The following is a 16,758-nucleotide window of genomic DNA, read 5'->3' as shown; positions in this document are numbered from 1 at the left end:
TTTAAAATTTAGCTACTATATGTCAATATCTAACTAAAACCTTCTAATAATGTACTCGTATTAACCAAAATTTAATCCCCTTGTTACTCCAACCTAAATCCCAGGGTACTCTATACCTATCTGTATTATGGCAATTTACAAGTGTATAACCCTTTGAATCTGCTCCTGTTACTACAGAAATATGAACAACCTTACCTTTTTTTTCATATGCTACAATATCTCCAGGAAGTAGCTTATAACTAGCTTTATAAACTTGATTATATGTGCCATAAGCAATTTTAGAACCTCTACCACTATACAATATATAATTTTTAAATGCATGAGCATTTACCCATGCTTTACTTCCCCTTCGTTTATAATTCCATGCATAGGTTTTTGGAAATTTCCCACCTTCGTGTAATATTTGTGAAGCAAAATTAGCGCAATCTCCTCCCAGTGAATTGTAATTAATATACTTCTCATTGTACTTGTATCCATTTTCCCCGTTATCTGCTGCTCCACAGTATTTATCTGCATATTTAACTGCACCTTTTCTCCTATCACTTATATTAGAGAAATCTCTAGGGCCTTTAGAAAGAATATATTCCTTAATCTTTTTAGAATTTATTTCATTAATCTTTAACGAATCTCCAAATGGATCTTTATACCATTCCCTTGTGATTACATATTTTTCGTTCTTTTCAACGAGATCTAATAAATGGTATGTGCCTATTCTAAAAACATTTACTACATCTGGTTCATTTTCATATACATATCTATATTCTGTAGATGCTATAAGATTAATTTGAATCCCATTTTCCTTATCCTTTGTGTATCTAATTATAGGTGTGGTTTTAATATTAATAAATTTAATTCCTTGTTTTTCTGCCCATAACTTTAAATATCTCATCCTCTTCAGTTCATGCTCATATGCCCATATTCCATATTTAGTGCTAGTATCATATAAAGACTTTAACTGTTCTTTATTCTGTTTTAACATTGCATTACTTCTTATTGTAAACAGATTCTTCACTAAACTAGTTATTTCTTCATTACTAGATATAGAAACATGCTTCTCTTTCATATAACCAAATAGTATAATGCTTAATAAAATAATTAATACTAAATTGAAAACTGTAACTATCCATCTCTTTCTAAGTATTATAAGCATAAAACTACCCCCATTTTTACTAATACAATTATATGTATTGAAACTACAATATAGAATTAAAAAAAGTAAATCTCCTTCTACTAGGGAAATCTAGTTTTCCTTTCTAATGTTTATCCCTTTTATCTTTAATTTTTATCACATTATGTATTTAACTGTTCATATAATAAAACAAAGTATATTATCTAAATACACCAATAATGTGTAATATCTAATTTTATTGTATTAATATTACTCCTTTGAAATGATTTATTTAATAAATATCATTTGTTTCTTAGATAAAATTTGACAATTTCTTTTTTTGCTTGTAACACTTGTCACACATATAGAATATATTAACAATGAGAAGAGATATTCTCAATCCAATTAGAAGGGGGAAAAATAATGAAGAGTTGTAATAACCAGACTAGTCCTATAGATTTATCACTTCCAGATAGATGTTGTAATGGTACTACAGGCTGTAACTTTGATGGTTCATTAAGAAATGTAAAAGCAGAATCAATATACGTTCAAAAGGTTTATGATGCAGCATTATTTAATTTACAAGGATTACAAGAAGCAATGAATGTTGACTTATCACCTAATCTAGGACAAGGAGCAAGGATAGTTAGGGTATTAGATATAAGATGTAAAAAATTCTTTGATCCTGAAGATGTAAAAAACCCAAAAAACTTTAGAGTAAAATCTATAACTAAGGATATCTCAGGTGGAAGCTTTGTTAAAAAAGGTGGTCATCCTATTGAAGTAGTTGGCCCTGATGGAAAATTTAGTGAAAAAATAATATTTGCTGATACTCAAGATTGTGATGAAGAAAATAGAGGTACTCCTATATTTGGAACTCAATTAGTAAAAATTTCAGGAAAGGTAAGAGTAGAAATTGATGTAATATTTGTTGATGATTGTGACAAGAAATGTAAAGCAACACTAGTAGGAAATGTAGAAATTGCACCACCAAATAAACCACTTGTTTTAAGAAACTTCTTTGAATTATGTATACCATCAACTGAAGATACAGCATTCTTACCAAGATTCGCAGAATTCTGTAATGCAAGTTGTGAAGCAAGATTAGCAACAAATAGTATTATGAGAGACTTTGATATAGATGCTCAAGGAAATGTAACAGCTGATATAATAGTTGCTATTTGTGTAACTTGTGAAAAGAAAATAATAGTTCCAGTTCAACTATGTGTACTATCAACAGGATTCCCTCAACTAGCAGCTGAAGTTTCACCAATTTGTACAGAATTCCCACCACTATTCCCAGAACAAATAGACGAAACTAGAAGGGATGATCGTAAAGACTGTAGTATAGAAGCTGCAGAAGAAACAGAAGGAAAAATAGAAGAAATAGATGATCTTTAAAACAAAAGGAAGGCTTAAGCCTTAGTAGGCTTAAGCCTTAGTAGGCTTAAGCCTTCTTTATTGTCTAAGAAAGTATATTTCTATAAATTGCTGAAACAAAGACGAATACTGTATTTAAGGTTCCCCTAGCGGAAGCAAGCTTTGCTCGCTTTTTTATTTCATCTTTAGTATTCTTAATCTATTAATAGCTGCAGCTACTTCATAAGGTCTTGGAAGTGCCAAATTACCTTGTGGAGCATTTGGATAAGATGATATTATCTCTAAACCCTTTTCTTCTATATCACTATACACCTTTTCAATAATCTCCTTCAAAGTTTTCTTATCATCTACATAATTTCTATGGATATATTTAAGAATATTAGCAATAGCTTCAGTTTGGCTAGAATCTACAAGCTGTTCAACATATGATAAATCTATAGCAGATCTACCATATAATATTTTATGAAGTCCTTTAGTTTTAACCTTCTTTTTACCCCTTAATGTTAAACTTCTTTTTTTAGGAACTCTACTTAGTATGTTTTCAAAGCCTTCTTTACCTTCTTTCTTTCTCATACTTCCAAATTTATTACTAATTTCTTTAGCTTCATCAGTTACATCATGTGGTTTATAAGTTTCCATCATAATTACATGATCTGCAACATCAAAATAATCTCCTGAACCACCTACTACTAATATAGATGAAATATCCTTTTTTTCATATAGTTGTCTTACTCTATCTATAAAAGGAGTGATTGGTTCCTTATCCTTTGATACAAGGGCCTGCATTCTTCCATCTCTTATCATAAAATTAGTAGCACTTGTGTCCTCATCTAATAGTAAAAGATTAGTCCCTATCTCTACTGCTTCAATAATATTAGCTGCCTGTGATGTACTCCCACTTGCATTTTCGGTAGAAAAATCATCTGTAGAAATTCCAAATGGTAGGTTAGATATAAACGGGGTAATATTAACTTTTTCAACCTTTCTTCCATCTTCTGCCCTTATTTTTACAGCATTATCTACTGTTAATACAAATTCTCTACCATCACCAGGTATATGATTGTAGACTCCCCTTTCTATAGCATTTAAAAGGGTAGACTTACCATGGTATCCACCACCAACTATTAATGTAACCCCCTTTGGTATACCCATACCTTTTATAATTCCCCTGTTTGGTAGGTTAAATTCAACCTCCATGTTTTTTGGTGACCTAAATGGTACAACCTTTTTAGATTTCATAGGTTTATCACTTATACCACTTTCTCTAGGTAAAATTGAATCATTAGCCACAAAGGCTATTAAATTTCTTTTTAACATTTCTTTTCTTAAATATTCCTGGTCTTCAATAAGCTTAACATATTCTGTCATCAACCTTTTATCAAAATTTTCATATACTATTGCATTGTTTGTGATTTTTGGAATTTCATAAAAAATCATTTCAATAGCCTGACTACTAAGTATTCTTCTTCCCCTTGCTGGAAGTCCTATTACAAATCTTACCTCTACATATTGTTTATTTATTTCAACTGAAGTTCTATCAATAATCTGTTGACCACCAGTATCTATTTGTATAATTCCACTTTTACCACTACCTCTATTTCCCTTTGCAATTCTTTTAATCTCTTTATCAAAGCTTCTACTTAGGAAATCCTCTAAAGCAATTTTTTTATGTTTTTCATCAAAAGCATCATGTGTTATTCCACTTTTTTGTAAATCCATCCTAACTCTAACTCTACTTGGTGAAGCAAAAGGATCACCTTGGACATGATCTATATAAAAAATATAATCATCAAAATTATATGTACCCTGTATACTTTTATATGCCTTATACCCTCTATTATCAATTTGCTTTAGTTTCTTTTTAAGAAAATCCTTATCCTTCATTATATTCCTCCTCTTGCTTAACGATTTTACCAAAAATGAGAGGCTAAGCCTCTCATTTTCTATTATGGTAAATATTAAATAATTTATTATTCCTTAACTTCTTTTTTTATTTCATTATTGGATTTTATCAAAATTTTATCTATATGTCTAGCTACAAGACTTGTAAGTACAACTGCTATAATAATTCTAAAACCTAAAAGCAACCAGCCATTTGCACCAATAGCAACAAATATTAAAGTATCTTCTATTACTGAATGACAAGCAACCAAAAATATAATTAATAGATATAAATCTCTTTTTCTTAAATCTCCGTCTTTAACACTTTTTATTATAACCCCTGCCCCATATGCAAGGCCTAAGAAAAGCCCAATAATTAGTGGGAATGTAGATTCCTTTGAAATACCTAATATTTTAGATATGGGTTTTAAAAAATCAGAAAGTTTATCTAAAACATTAAGATCTTTTAATACTTCCATAACTATCATAAGTGGAATTACTATTTTAGCAATAGTAAAAACAGATTCCATACTACCCGTAAAAGCTTCTTTAAATATGGATAAAAAATCCAACATAATACCTCCTATAGAATTAAATTTAATAAGATTCCTGATATTATTGCCAATGAAAATCTGATTAATAGTACTAATACTACACTTATACCAGTTTTTTTAGCAACTGCTGACTCCATAAAAAGACTATGTGAAAATGAAAGCATTACTGCAATAATAGTACTTTGTTTAGCGGTCAGAGAAAGGGATGCTATAGCCCCTATTGCTGCATAAAGGTTAATCACATTGCCCAAAACTAATGCTATGGCAGCTTCACCTGGTAAGCCAAATATTTTCATTAAAGGAGCACATTTAATTGCTATCCAATCTAACAAAGGTGTATATTTCACAAAAGTTATAATAAAATAAACTGTAACTATAATTTTAGCCAATGTCCATGTTGTGTTTAAGCCACTTTTGATACCATTTTTTAGAGTTTTAATTGTTATCCCATTAGACTTTGTTTTGGTTTTTACTGACTGATTTTCCATATATACATCCTTTCTTTATGAATTAACAATATAATTATAGCATACAGATATATTATTAATAAGAAATTTGGTAAAATTTTAATATTATATATAAAAAATAACTACCTAGTATATAAGGTAGTTATTCTATGCTAGTTGCTGATTATCTTTATTTAAGGTATTAGTCCATTTACCACATTTATCTCCATATCTAGCCACTATATCTTTACCTGCTACTATTTCAATAACCTCACACATATTTGCACAATCGTTACATTCAAATCCCTTTACTTTATATTTAACTTCGACAATTTCAAATCCTTTAAAATTAGTTCTTCCCTTTTCTTCTACCTTCTTTTTAGCCTGTATTGCTGCTCCAATTGCCCCCATTACATCATGATGTGATGGAACATGTATCTCTGTGTTAAGTGCCCTCTCAAAAGCTTTCTTTATCCCTACATTAGCAGCTACTCCACCTTGGAAAACAATTGGAGGTTTTATTTCCTTTCCTTTACCTACATTATTTAAATAGTTTCTAACTAATGCCTCACAGAGTCCATTTATTATGTCTTCTTGGTTATGGCCTAGTTGTTGCTTATGTATCATATCAGACTCTGCAAAAACTGCACACCTACCAGCAATCCTTACAGGACTTTTAGATTTTAAAGCAAGGTTCCCAAATTCACTTATATCTACTCCAAGCCTTGCAGCCTGCCTATCTAAAAATGAACCAGTTCCTGCAGCACAAACTGTGTTCATTGCAAAATCTTCAACAATTCCATTTCTTAGAATAATTATCTTTGAATCCTGTCCACCTATCTCTAATACTGTTTTTACATCTGGTATAAAATTTATGGCTGCTACAGCATGTGAAGTTATTTCATTCTTTACTATATCTGACCCTAAAATCATACTTGCCAAATATCTACCACTTCCTGTAGTTCCAACTCCTTTTATCTTTATATTTGAAAATTCATCTTTTAATTCCTTCAATCCTTTTTGAAGTTTTATTATTGGCTTGCCTTGAGTTCTAATATATTTTTTAGCAACAACATTATTATTATCATCAATAAGTACTATATTAGTACTAACTGATCCAACGTCAACTCCCAGATAAAATTCCTTCATTTACCTTCTCCTCCCTTCGTTTTCTTAAAAGGTCAACAAAAGCCTCAAGTCTTGTTAAATATCCTGCTTCACCTGTTAACTCATCAACTATTAATGTAAGGATTGGTATATTATAATCTTTTTGGACTGTAGGTAAAATACTTTCAGCAACAATTTCTGGCATACAAGTAAAGGGTAAAAGCTGTATTATACCATCATAGTTTTCTTTAGCATATAAAACTGCACTGCCTACTGTTTCCCTTCCATGACCACCTACTAAAGTACTTAAATATGGTTTTGCAGCTTTCCATACCTTCTTTTCTTCACTTAACCCTAAAGGTCCATAGATAAGATTATGATTTACCCACTTAGTAGGAGTTAAAGACTTGTCAACTAAAACTCCCATATGTCCTAACTTTTTTTCAATCTCTAGATTAACAAAAGGCTCAATAACAGTGTAGATTTCACCAACTATTCCTATTTTGACAATTTTTTTATTTTTATTTACTTTGATTCTTCTTAATTTACTTTTGGTATCTTTAATCAATTTCATTGTTTCTGTAACTCCGTGAACTTTTTCTATATTTTCATAAAAACCATTCATAATTGAATCTATTTCAAAGGGATTGTTAGCATAAGCTCTCTTAGTGTTAGACAAATCAACTAAGTTATCTACTTCTTCCAAAACTTTTCTACCTTTTTGGAAACTCCTTACAATCTTAAATACATTTTTAGTCCCCGCTGCCTTCATAATTCTTTTTGCAAGTTCAAGAGGCTTACCATCAGGTGGATCAAATACTATTATTTCTACATCATATCCTAAATCTTTTAAAATCTCTTTCTGAATAACTGAATAATATCCAAATCTACATGGTCCACAGCTTCCTGTGATTAATATAGTTTCTGCACCTTTTTCTATGCTTTCTATATAGTTTCCAATATTAATCTTTAATGGCAGGCATATAGTTTCTGGAGAATACTTAGTACCTATTTCAAGAGTTCTTTTACTACATTTAGGTGGCACTACTACTTCATGCCCTAAATCTTCAAACATAGCCTTTACAGCCACATAAGTATTACCCATGTGTGGGAATGTTATTCTCATTCTTAACCCTCCATTTAATCATATCGGTAAAAGCCTCTATTCTAGTGTTTATTCCCGCCTCTCCTGTATGTTCATCAACTGTTAAAAGTGTAAAAGGTACTTTTAATGCCTTTGCTTTTCGTTGTACTAAATCTATTAGAATTGAGTCTAAACCACATCCAAAAGAAGAAACATATATAATCCCATCAACTTTTTGTTCTTCCATAACACTAAAGGCTGAACCAACAATTTTCCTTCCAAAGCTCCAAAACATTCTTTTTGGTAGTTTAGAAGCATAATAATTAATTTTATCTTCTTTAATCATTTCAGGAGTAATAACATTAATATTATCTTTTTTAAGTTTTTTGATAAGTCTCATGCTTAAATACTCGTCATAAATATTATAAGGATGTCCTGACACCATTATCCTTAAGGAATTATCATTCCTATTCTCAACATTATTTATACATTTACTATAAACTCTAATTGCCTCCATAGGAATTACACCTTTTGTTATTAACCTCTTATAGTCAGTATAGTATTTAAATGCTTTTTTATAGGCAGAATTAATTTTAAAAAAGTTATAAGTAAAATGCCTTCCAGTTTCAAAGATAGCCTTCATTAGTTTATAATTAGATTTCCTTAAATTTATTTCAGTATCTATAATAGGTGGTAAATCTTTTATAGAATTCTTTATCATCTCTGGCAATCCAAGAAACTTTGGACAAATAAATTCTCTTTTGCGGATACTTATAAACTTTGGTATGAATATATAATCAACCTTATCCTTTAAATCTTCCACATGTCCATGAAAAACCTTTACTGGTAAACAAGCCTCATCAACACATGCAGAAACCCCTTTATCTAATATTTCTTTATTTGTTTTAGAGGAAAGAACAACTTCTACTCCAAGTTCTTTAAAAAATTCTTTCCACAAAGGATAGTAATCATAAAAAAGAAGTCCTTGTGGAATTCCTAATTTACATGCCATTTTATTCCCTCCTATCACATCTATATTATGGTCAAATAAGTACTAATATATAACTTTAAAAGGATAAAAAAACAGCCACTTTTAAAGTGACTGTTTACCAAGTAATTAAAACTATTCATATTTTTCCATAACATGAGCAACTTTATCCATAATAAACATAATATCCTTTTTGGTAGTATGTAACTCAATACTGTTTTTTAAGTAGTAAAAGAATTCTTCAGGTCTTTCAAATGGAAATTCTAAAACCGATAATAATCTTCTCATCCTAGCTTTTCTCTTTATATTAGACATACCTTTTATATTTCTATCAATAAATTGAATAAAACTATCAATAATATGTTGTACATAATCATTTTTTGTTTTATAACTTTTTTCTAAAAACAACAATTCTTCTTTTTCAAGATTATAATCATTTATATAAATTAATAACTTCTTCGTTTCTAAAAGTTTTAAATTTAAATTCTCTTTTAATTTTAATTTTTTCTTACTATACTCTTTATATATTTCTTCTAATAATTTATTATTATTATTAATTCTACTCTCTGCCTTATTAATTTTATTATTACACAAACTAATTATTTCTTCTTTTATATTTGGTTTACTTTCCCTTTTATACTCTATCGCTTTTTCTGATAATTCTTCAATTTCATCAAGTTTTATATTTTGATTATTTTCTAAAGCATAAGCTAATACTATAAATCTATTTATTAATTGTCCCATACCTCTAATCAAAGTAATTATACTGTACAATTCCATGAGAACTTGTAAACTTTCCTCTTCAAGATTTTTTATTTCTTGTATTTTTGCTTTTTTAAAGTCAAATCTTTTAAATTCTTGAGCTTTTCTAAAGTATATATCAAATTTTTGTCCATATTCTACTACCATTGCTCCATTGAATATTGATTTATACCTTTCAATAATAAGGTTTATTTGTTTTTCTGATAATCCCTTTAAACTCTTTTTTAGATCATTTCTAATTATTTCATAATATTTAGTTTTCGTAATCCTTAATGGTATAACTTTAACAATATCTGATATTTTATCAGGTAATTTGTTCATATCCTCTATGAGAAATTTATATACATCATTATAGAAATCCTCTAAATTTATTTCCTCATCTACTATTATCTTTTTAAAACTATCTTTTTTTATAATATCATTTGATATTTCATTAACATACGATATTTCAGTAATATAACTAGATAGAATCATTATTAAGTTTACTATATTTTTCCTTAATTCTTTTAAATTATCTATATCCATGTTCACATTACTGCCCTTTTGGGCTATATTTAATATGATATTTTCAATTTCTTCATATATTCTTTCTAATTCTTTTCTCTCATTTAATTTCTCTATTTTACCAAAATTTTCTTTATATGCATTTTCTATAACAATTCCTTTTTCAAAAATCTCACAAATAGCTAAATGGCAAATATTCCATATCTGTTCTTCATTTATATCATAAATATATTTTTCTAATTCTTCTTGTGTCATTTCTTTTATCTTCTTCATCATAGTTATCTCCTTTCAAAAAAATTTAAAAATAAAATTCCTCCCAATATGGGAGGTTAAAAAGTCTTTTTATACTCATTTACTGCCTCATTAACATAATAAATTTTATCAAATTTTTCTATATCGCTCAATTTCACCCAAATATAGTCACTATGTTCCTTACTTAAAGTAACTTTCCCAGATTTGTAAGTACATAAATAAACAATAGTAATATATTGTTTATTTCTCTCTTCATTAATACCTGAGCTTACTCTAATAGGTTCATGAATATCAACCTTTAAAGAGGTCTCTTCATAAACCTCCCTTATTAAACTTTCCTTTGGGGACTCACCAAATTCTAATTTACCCCCTGGTATATCCCAAAGTCCACCCCCAAAGGAGCCTTGTTTTCTTTTTAATAATAGTATTTTATCATTATCTAATATCAAAGCTTTTGTAAGTACTCTAAACATATAAATCTTCCCCTTAGTCTTTTGTTTATTTACTTATTTTTAACTAGATGTTTCCATCTTTTTTATTAATATTTTTTTTATACTACCCTTAAAATCTTTGTCAATTTCATTTGAATAGGCTACATACTCTTTATTATTCTTAATACTATTCCATCCCTCCTTAAGAAGGACTTCTGCTTTATCAAATTCGCCCATTTCCATTAATAGATATGCTATGTTCATAATAATCTTTTTTTGTATTTCTAAAGGTGCATTCTCAATATCTTCATTTTCTACAACATCATTATATAAACCTAATGCTTTTTCTAATTCACCATTATTTTTATAAAGTTTTGATTTTAGAAAAACTATATTATAAAGCTCTTCATTGTTATCAGTAATATTGTACCAATAATCTATTGCTTCTAAAAGCTTTTCTGTTTCCTCTAAATATTTATCTGCTCCTGTAAAAATAAGAATTGACTCCATATCCTTTAAATCATCTCTATTTAAGTATTCCTCTAATATTTCATTATATAGATTCTTTTTCTCTGCATTGGATAAATTTGCAAATTTAATTAAGTAATAGTTAACTCCAATAATATTTTCATATCCTTTATCCTTTAATTCTTTTAATGTTTCTATAGGATTATCATCATATAAATGTTGTTCCTCATAAGGAATATAATCAGTTAATGATTTATATTCTAAAGTTGATATTGCCCTTTTGTATATGATATCTTCTTTACTTAAGTCTCTATTTTCATAATCACCAAATAATACAAATTTATTATCATTCTCAGTACTTATTAATTGTATATCATTCATATAATTTCCTTTTAAAAATTCCATATCAAAATATATCCTTTTCATTACTGTTACAGCTTCTGCCCTTGTTATATTAGATTTGGGTTTAAAGGTATTATCGTCGTAACCTTCTATAATACCATTATCAGCTAACATCATTATTTGATCATAGTATTCATAATCATTACTTATATCATTAAACTCCTCTTTTTTATCCTCTATAGGTGGAGTTGTAAAAAAACTTGATAGTATTACTGCTTCTTCTCTAGTTATTTTTTTATTTGGCTGAAACTTATCTCCTGGAAAAATATCCTCAAATTTAATTTCTTTATTTTGTTTATTTATATAGGTGTATATGGCTTTTATTTCATCAAAGGCCCAAAATTCATTATTTACATCTTCAAAAGGTAATTCTTTTTTCTTTTCTTCTACATCTTTATCTTCTATATTATTTTCATTAGGATTAGCTATTTTATTGACTGAAGTATTTTTATCTGTTTTAGAGGTTTGCAATTTAATGTTTTCTTCACTTTCTAAGTTATTTATAACTTCCTGTTCATTAGCTGTCCTAAATAACAGAGTTATATATTCACTTCTAGTTATATTGTTATCTGGTCTAAATGTTCCATCATCATATCCTTCTAATAATTCTACTTCATTAGTTGCCCACATAATTACATCTTCTGCCCAATGTCCAAATACATCTAAATAAAATTTGTCTGCATTTACTATAGATATATTTGAAATTAATAAAGATAGAATAATGAAAATTGATATTAATTTTCTCATTATTATCACTCTCCCAAAAGAGGACATATTATTCTGTTAATAATACTTCTACCCTAAAACTATATATATAACCACACTATTTCAATTATAACATAAAAAAAATAATACCCACCACCTAAATATAAGGGGTAGGAAAAAGACTAAAATTATTTATTGTATTCATCATAAACACCTAAAGCAAGAACTTTTATCCCAAATCGTTCCATATGCTCTTTTATCATTTCTCCTAAAGCATTTTCATCCCTTTTTATAGTCTGACAAGTTATATCCATTCTAGCTAAAACATCTTTTACATATTTCCTAAAATAAAGAGTAAAATATCTTTCGGCAATGTATTCAAACATATTACTGTATAAATTGTTAGTATCAATATAATCTACTATTTCATTTATATTAACATCTTTACTCTCTTTTGTTAAAATATAATCTAAAAAATTACTATTTTTTTGAATAGATTTTCCTTTTCTATACATACTCCAAGCTAATCCAAGATACATAGTACATAAAACCTGTATTAATTTATAATCTAAGACGATACCATCTAATTGAAATTTCTTTATATCATATTTTATCAAATCAATTATTTTATTTTGGCTTTTTTTATGAAAATTACAAATTACAAGCATTGTATCATTTTGAAATTTTTCAACACATATTTTTTCAGCTAAATTTAATTTATAATCCACTAAATTCAAAACAGTCATTAAATACATCTCCTAAAAAACAGTTTAATTTACCTTATTATTAATAATATTGATCTCTTCATCATTTAAACCATAAAGCTTATAGAAATATCTATTAATTATTTCTTGTTTGCTTTTTACAAGGTTTTCTATTTCTTTATTATTTCCTTTTTTAATCTTTAAATAATGTATCATTTCTTTTACACTGTCCTCTATTAAATGTTTGTTATCTCCTACTTTAATCTTTAAATTCATTATTTTGTTTGGATAATAATCATACATCTTAGAGCTTACTTTTTTGGCTACAGATTTAAAGTAAAACTCAAAAAGTGAAGAATTTAAAAATCCTAATAAGTATTCTAAAGACAGTTGAGCAGAGTTGTTATTTGTTAAGATATAAACATCAGCACTACAAAACACTCCATCATAATCTAAAGTAAATCTACTTTTATTTGCCTTGAATGGAAAGATAATTTTAGGAGATTGGAAAATATCTAATTTTCTTCCCCACTGTAAATGGTACCATTTCCTAATACCCTTTCTACATTCTCTTCTTTTTTCTAATCGTATTTTATATGGCATAATATGCTTTAAGATATTAGGGTATTTTGTAATATCATCAATTAAATCTGTATATAAAAGATATTGAGTTGTATTGTCTTTTATATACTTACGTATATTACTATTTTTTATCCAAGGTCTTATTATATCTTTCTCTAAATCTTCTTTTTTTATAGTATCTTTGTCAACTATAAAGGCTTTATCACATCCCGTTATTATTCCCTGATTACAATTACACACTTCACTTAAAAAATAGTTGCCTTGAGAATGTATTTTATCATACAAGTTTTTCTCTTTTTCATCTATTAGTATCCATCCATTAATATTTAAACTGTTTTGATTTATAGTAAATCTATTAAATCTATTTTTATCATTTATATTTAAAGCTTTTTTATTTTTATATAATTTTAGTTTAACATCATCCTTTAATTTATAAATATGTATTCTATTATTATCTAATTCTCTTTTATAGCATTTTATTATTACAGGGCTAATTCCAGCATTTTTAAAAACTTTCTCACCATAAAAATCAATAATAGTATCTAAATACATATGCTTTTTCATAAAATTCCTTAATCCTTTAGCAGATGGAGCTTCTTGAAAATATCTTGATGTTATATAAACTAACCTACCGTCATCTCTTAGTAACTCATAACCCCTTCTTATAAAACAATATGATAAATCTGATTTGTCTGAAAAAACGTCGTAATAATAATCTTTTATTTTCTTTCTATAGTCTTTATTTATTTTTTTATGACCTATATATGGAGGATTACCTATTACTAAATCAAAAGAGATATCATTTAAGCTATCTATATCATTTTTAGAATACAAATTTAGTAAATTGGTTTTTCCCTCTAATAATATATCTTTCTTAAATATATTAGGATTTAATTTTCTATTATTTTTTCCTTTTAAAAGTAGCGTAACAGTTGTCATATAAACAGCAAACTCGTCTATATCTGCTCCCCATAGGTTATTTTTTATTATAAATCTATGTATTCCTTTTTCTAATTCCTTTTTAATATCAGGATTACTTTGAACTATTTTATTATAATTTTTTTCTAATATTTCTTTTAATCTATTATAAATTTCTTCTAAAAAATATCCTCCACCACAAGCTGGGTCTATAACCTTCAAGTAAGGATTTTCTATAATATCTTGATCTTTTATAGCCATTGAAATCATTAGTTTTACTATACTATAAGGTGTATATACTTGACCTAAATATTTTCTTTCCCTATTTGTAATTAATGACTGATATAATTTGCCTAAAGAAAACCCTAAAATATATTTATTTTCTAAATTTAGAATTGTATTTAGTACCTTTTCTTTATTATTCGTACTTAAAATCTCATTATTATACAGATACCCAATTTCTTTAATCCCTATAGGTAGGGTATTACAATTTTTAATATTATCAAATTCTTTTTTATTTATAATCCCATCTTTATAATTTTTTAAGCCTAAAACTAAATTCCCAGTATAATATAATACAGATTTAACACTATTTAAATATTTATCTATATTGTTTTTGTCTATATCTTTTAATATAGCCTTAAGTGTATTTAATATTTTCTTATTTTGAAGTTCATCCATTTTAAAACTCCTTTACTTAATATTCACTTTTTATTTTATTTCTTTATCTTTGTTAAAGCAAATAAGTTTTATTTGTTATAATTAAAGTAGATTCTTTCATGGTAATTTAAGGAGGGGAAAAATTGGAAATAATTAAAGATGTTATCCACAAACCAATATATATACCAGAATCTTTAATTGAAAAATTTAATAATAAAAAATTTTGTTTTTTCGATATAGAAACAACAGGTCTTAAAAGAAGTTCTAATAAAATCATTCTAATAGGATTATTGTATAATAAAGATAATTATACAGTTATTAAACAATTCTTTGCAGATAATCTATCAGAAGAAAAAGATATATTAGCTTCTTTCATAGAAGAAGCTTTAAATTTTGACATATTTATCACTTATAATGGAAATACCTTTGATATTCCTTTTATTAATGAAAGATGTGATAAATATGGATATGATTTTAAAATAAGTAAGGAAAAAAGCCTCGATTTATTAAAGATAGTAAGAAAAAATAAAGATCTACTAAATCTACAAAATTGCAAATTAAAATCTGTTGAATTATCTTTAGGAATTAAAAGAGAAGATAAAATCTCTGGAAAAGAAAGTATTAAAATGTATTTTGATTATATAAAAAATAAAAACAGTAATTTAAAAGAAATTATATTAAAACACAACTATGATGATATATATTATCTTCCTAAAATACTTAAAGTTTTTGATCATATTGAGAATCAAAATAAATTGCTTATTCCAATACATGTTAATCTTAAAAAAGTTAAATTAGAATTAAACTTATCTAACTTAAAATTTAATAATGAAATGATTTCAATAAAGGGACATACAAATTGTTTTGATTTTCCAGAGCAAATTTACTATGGCAGTAATTATATGCTTGAATGGAAGCCCAAAATAGGAGACCTTCAACTTAAATTACAAACTTATAAAGGTAAACTTTCTAATGGAAAAAAATGTTTCTATATAAATAAGGAAGATTATGATTTCAATATTAGTTGCTATGATAAATCCAACTACAATGTGCCAGATAAAATTATCTTAGTTAAAGAAGGTAAAAATTTGGTCATTAATAATATCAAAAATTTAGTTAGTGAAATTGTAAAAAATATTATTAAATAAAAACCCCTTCTCTTTTAAGAGAAGGGGTTTTGGTGCCCAGAGACGGAATCGAACCGCCGACACGGGGATTTTCAGTCCCCTGCTCTACCGACTGAGCTATCTGGGCATGTATAAAATACTAAACTATCTATTATGAAATGAGGCCTCTAGCTAACTGAGCTAGGGGCCTAAGTTTTGGTGACCCTACCGGGATTCGAACCCGGGTTACCGCCGTGAAAGGGCGGTGTCTTAACCACTTGACCATAGGGCCATAAAATTGGTGACCCATCCGCGACTCGAACGCGGGACACCCGGATTAAAAGTCCGGTGCTCTACCAACTGAGCTAATGGGTCACATTACAATAAAACTATATGGCTCCTGGGGTGGGACTCGAACCCACAGCCTACCGGTTAACAGCCGGTTGCTCCACCATTGAGCTACCCAGGAATGATTATTAACAATATATTTTATATTAAAACAAAATCAATTGACCATCAAGAATCTTTTCAAGAACTTTTTCTTGGTGCCCAGAGACGGAATCGAACCGCCGACACGGGGATTTTCAGTCCCCTGCTCTACCGACTGAGCTATCTGGGCATGTATAAGATGGTGGGCCCTCAGGGATTCGAACCCCGGACCTACCGGTTATGAGCCGGGCGCTCTAGCCAACTGAGCTAAGGGCCCATCTTATCAA

General features: G+C 28.0%; 14 protein-coding genes and 6 tRNA genes. 2 read left to right on the top strand and 18 right to left on the bottom strand.

Annotated features, from left to right (window positions below):
- Positions 1-43 precede the first annotated feature (43 nt).
- The gene (locus BET03_RS05685; RefSeq protein WP_120168220.1) at positions 44-1,150 is read right to left on the bottom strand and encodes an amidase domain-containing protein; all 1,107 of its coding nucleotides are present in this window, start codon (positions 1,148-1,150) and stop codon (positions 44-46) included.
- 381 nt (positions 1,151-1,531) lie between these two features.
- On the opposite strand from BET03_RS05685, the gene BET03_RS05680 reads away from it, so the two are divergent.
- The gene (locus tag BET03_RS05680; RefSeq protein WP_120168218.1) at positions 1,532-2,509 is read left to right on the top strand and encodes a hypothetical protein; all 978 of its coding nucleotides are present in this window, start codon (positions 1,532-1,534) and stop codon (positions 2,507-2,509) included.
- A gap of 153 nt (positions 2,510-2,662) precedes the next feature.
- On the opposite strand, the gene BET03_RS05675 is transcribed toward BET03_RS05680, so the two are convergent.
- From BET03_RS05675 to BET03_RS05625, 11 genes are all read right to left on the bottom strand, one after another.
- A complete protein-coding gene (locus tag BET03_RS05675) occupies positions 2,663-4,372 on the bottom strand; it encodes an ABC-ATPase domain-containing protein (RefSeq protein WP_120168216.1) in 1,710 nt (569 codons plus the stop codon).
- Positions 4,373-4,458: 86 nt separating this feature from the next.
- Positions 4,459-4,941 (bottom strand): nucleoside recognition domain-containing protein, encoded by a 483-nt coding sequence (locus BET03_RS05670; RefSeq protein ID WP_120168214.1) that lies wholly within the window; start codon positions 4,939-4,941, stop codon positions 4,459-4,461.
- An 11-nt stretch (positions 4,942-4,952) separates the two neighbouring features.
- Complete coding sequence (locus BET03_RS05665) at positions 4,953-5,411, bottom strand: nucleoside recognition domain-containing protein (RefSeq protein ID WP_120168212.1); 459 nt, start codon at positions 5,409-5,411, stop codon at positions 4,953-4,955.
- Between the two features lie 126 nt (positions 5,412-5,537).
- Positions 5,538-6,518, bottom strand: a complete 981-nt coding sequence (locus BET03_RS05660) for an acyl-CoA dehydratase activase (RefSeq protein ID WP_120168210.1) — start codon at positions 6,516-6,518, stop codon at positions 5,538-5,540.
- Positions 6,493-7,602 carry an acyl-CoA dehydratase activase-related protein gene (locus BET03_RS05655; protein ID WP_120168208.1) on the bottom strand — a complete coding sequence of 370 codons (1,110 nt, stop codon included), beginning with the start codon at positions 7,600-7,602 and terminating at the stop codon, positions 6,493-6,495. The genes BET03_RS05660 and BET03_RS05655 overlap by 26 nt, the downstream gene beginning before the upstream one ends.
- Positions 7,574-8,572, bottom strand: coding sequence for an acyl-CoA dehydratase activase-related protein (locus tag BET03_RS05650; RefSeq protein WP_120168206.1), 999 nt, complete (start codon positions 8,570-8,572; stop codon positions 7,574-7,576). The genes BET03_RS05655 and BET03_RS05650 overlap by 29 nt, the downstream gene beginning before the upstream one ends.
- A 111-nt stretch (positions 8,573-8,683) precedes the next feature.
- The gene (locus BET03_RS05645; protein WP_120168204.1) at positions 8,684-10,087 is read right to left on the bottom strand and encodes a hypothetical protein; all 1,404 of its coding nucleotides are present in this window, start codon (positions 10,085-10,087) and stop codon (positions 8,684-8,686) included.
- A 56-nt stretch (positions 10,088-10,143) separates the two neighbouring features.
- Positions 10,144-10,539 carry an NUDIX domain-containing protein gene (locus tag BET03_RS05640; RefSeq protein ID WP_120168202.1) on the bottom strand — a complete coding sequence of 132 codons (396 nt, stop codon included), beginning with the start codon at positions 10,537-10,539 and terminating at the stop codon, positions 10,144-10,146.
- A 39-nt stretch (positions 10,540-10,578) separates the two neighbouring features.
- Complete coding sequence (locus tag BET03_RS05635; RefSeq protein ID WP_183108742.1) at positions 10,579-12,114, bottom strand: S-layer homology domain-containing protein; 1,536 nt, start codon at positions 12,112-12,114, stop codon at positions 10,579-10,581.
- Positions 12,115-12,260: 146 nt separating this feature from the next.
- Positions 12,261-12,818 carry a hypothetical protein gene (locus BET03_RS05630; protein ID WP_120168198.1) on the bottom strand — a complete coding sequence of 186 codons (558 nt, stop codon included), beginning with the start codon at positions 12,816-12,818 and terminating at the stop codon, positions 12,261-12,263.
- A 24-nt stretch (positions 12,819-12,842) separates the two neighbouring features.
- A complete protein-coding gene (locus tag BET03_RS05625) occupies positions 12,843-14,957 on the bottom strand; it encodes an N-6 DNA methylase family protein (protein ID WP_120168196.1) in 2,115 nt (704 codons plus the stop codon).
- Positions 14,958-15,079: 122 nt separating this feature from the next.
- Here BET03_RS05625 and BET03_RS05620 point away from each other — a divergent pair, with 122 nt between their 5' ends.
- Positions 15,080-16,084: a ribonuclease H-like domain-containing protein gene (locus tag BET03_RS05620; protein WP_120168193.1), complete on the top strand. Its 1,005-nt coding sequence runs from the start codon at positions 15,080-15,082 to the stop codon at positions 16,082-16,084.
- Positions 16,085-16,114: 30 nt separating this feature from the next.
- Here the strand turns inward: BET03_RS05620 and BET03_RS05615 are convergent.
- The 6 genes from BET03_RS05615 to BET03_RS05590 all read right to left on the bottom strand — a co-directional run bounded on the left by BET03_RS05615 (position 16,115) and on the right by BET03_RS05590 (position 16,748).
- Positions 16,115-16,190 (bottom strand) — tRNA-Phe (locus tag BET03_RS05615).
- Positions 16,191-16,259: 69 nt separating this feature from the next.
- Positions 16,260-16,334: transfer RNA gene (locus BET03_RS05610), tRNA-Glu, on the bottom strand.
- A gap of 7 nt (positions 16,335-16,341) precedes the next feature.
- Positions 16,342-16,417: transfer RNA gene (locus BET03_RS05605), tRNA-Lys, on the bottom strand.
- A 19-nt stretch (positions 16,418-16,436) separates the two neighbouring features.
- A tRNA-Asn gene (locus BET03_RS05600) sits at positions 16,437-16,511 on the bottom strand.
- 74 nt (positions 16,512-16,585) lie between these two features.
- Positions 16,586-16,661 (bottom strand) — tRNA-Phe (locus BET03_RS05595).
- A 10-nt stretch (positions 16,662-16,671) separates the two neighbouring features.
- A tRNA-Ile gene (locus BET03_RS05590) sits at positions 16,672-16,748 on the bottom strand.
- Positions 16,749-16,758: the final 10 nt, after the last annotated feature.

The sequence above is a fragment of the Thermohalobacter berrensis genome (assembly GCF_003609645.1).
Taxonomy (GTDB): Bacteria; Bacillota; Clostridia; order Tissierellales; family Thermohalobacteraceae; genus Thermohalobacter; species Thermohalobacter berrensis.
This window is presented reverse-complemented; position numbering and strand designations above follow the sequence as displayed.

Bases quoted from the DNA above. Each gene is read 5' to 3' on its own strand.
- BET03_RS05685 (WP_120168220.1), bottom strand. From the start codon at position 1,150: ATGCTTATAATACTTAGAAAGAGATGGATAGTTACAGTTTTCAATTTA.
- BET03_RS05680 (WP_120168218.1), top strand. From the start codon at position 1,532: ATGAAGAGTTGTAATAACCAGACTAGTCCTATAGATTTATCACTTCCA.
- BET03_RS05675 (WP_120168216.1), bottom strand. From the start codon at position 4,372: ATGAAGGATAAGGATTTTCTTAAAAAGAAACTAAAGCAAATTGATAAT.
- BET03_RS05665 (WP_120168212.1), bottom strand. From the start codon at position 5,411: ATGGAAAATCAGTCAGTAAAAACCAAAACAAAGTCTAATGGGATAACA.
- BET03_RS05660 (WP_120168210.1), bottom strand. From the start codon at position 6,518: ATGAAGGAATTTTATCTGGGAGTTGACGTTGGATCAGTTAGTACTAAT.
- BET03_RS05655 (WP_120168208.1), bottom strand. From the start codon at position 7,602: ATGAGAATAACATTCCCACACATGGGTAATACTTATGTGGCTGTAAAG.
- BET03_RS05650 (WP_120168206.1), bottom strand. From the start codon at position 8,572: ATGGCATGTAAATTAGGAATTCCACAAGGACTTCTTTTTTATGATTAC.
- BET03_RS05645 (WP_120168204.1), bottom strand. From the start codon at position 10,087: ATGAAGAAGATAAAAGAAATGACACAAGAAGAATTAGAAAAATATATT.
- BET03_RS05640 (WP_120168202.1), bottom strand. From the start codon at position 10,539: ATGTTTAGAGTACTTACAAAAGCTTTGATATTAGATAATGATAAAATA.
- BET03_RS05635 (WP_183108742.1), bottom strand. From the start codon at position 12,114: ATGAGAAAATTAATATCAATTTTCATTATTCTATCTTTATTAATTTCA.
- BET03_RS05630 (WP_120168198.1), bottom strand. From the start codon at position 12,818: ATGACTGTTTTGAATTTAGTGGATTATAAATTAAATTTAGCTGAAAAA.
- BET03_RS05625 (WP_120168196.1), bottom strand. From the start codon at position 14,957: ATGGATGAACTTCAAAATAAGAAAATATTAAATACACTTAAGGCTATA.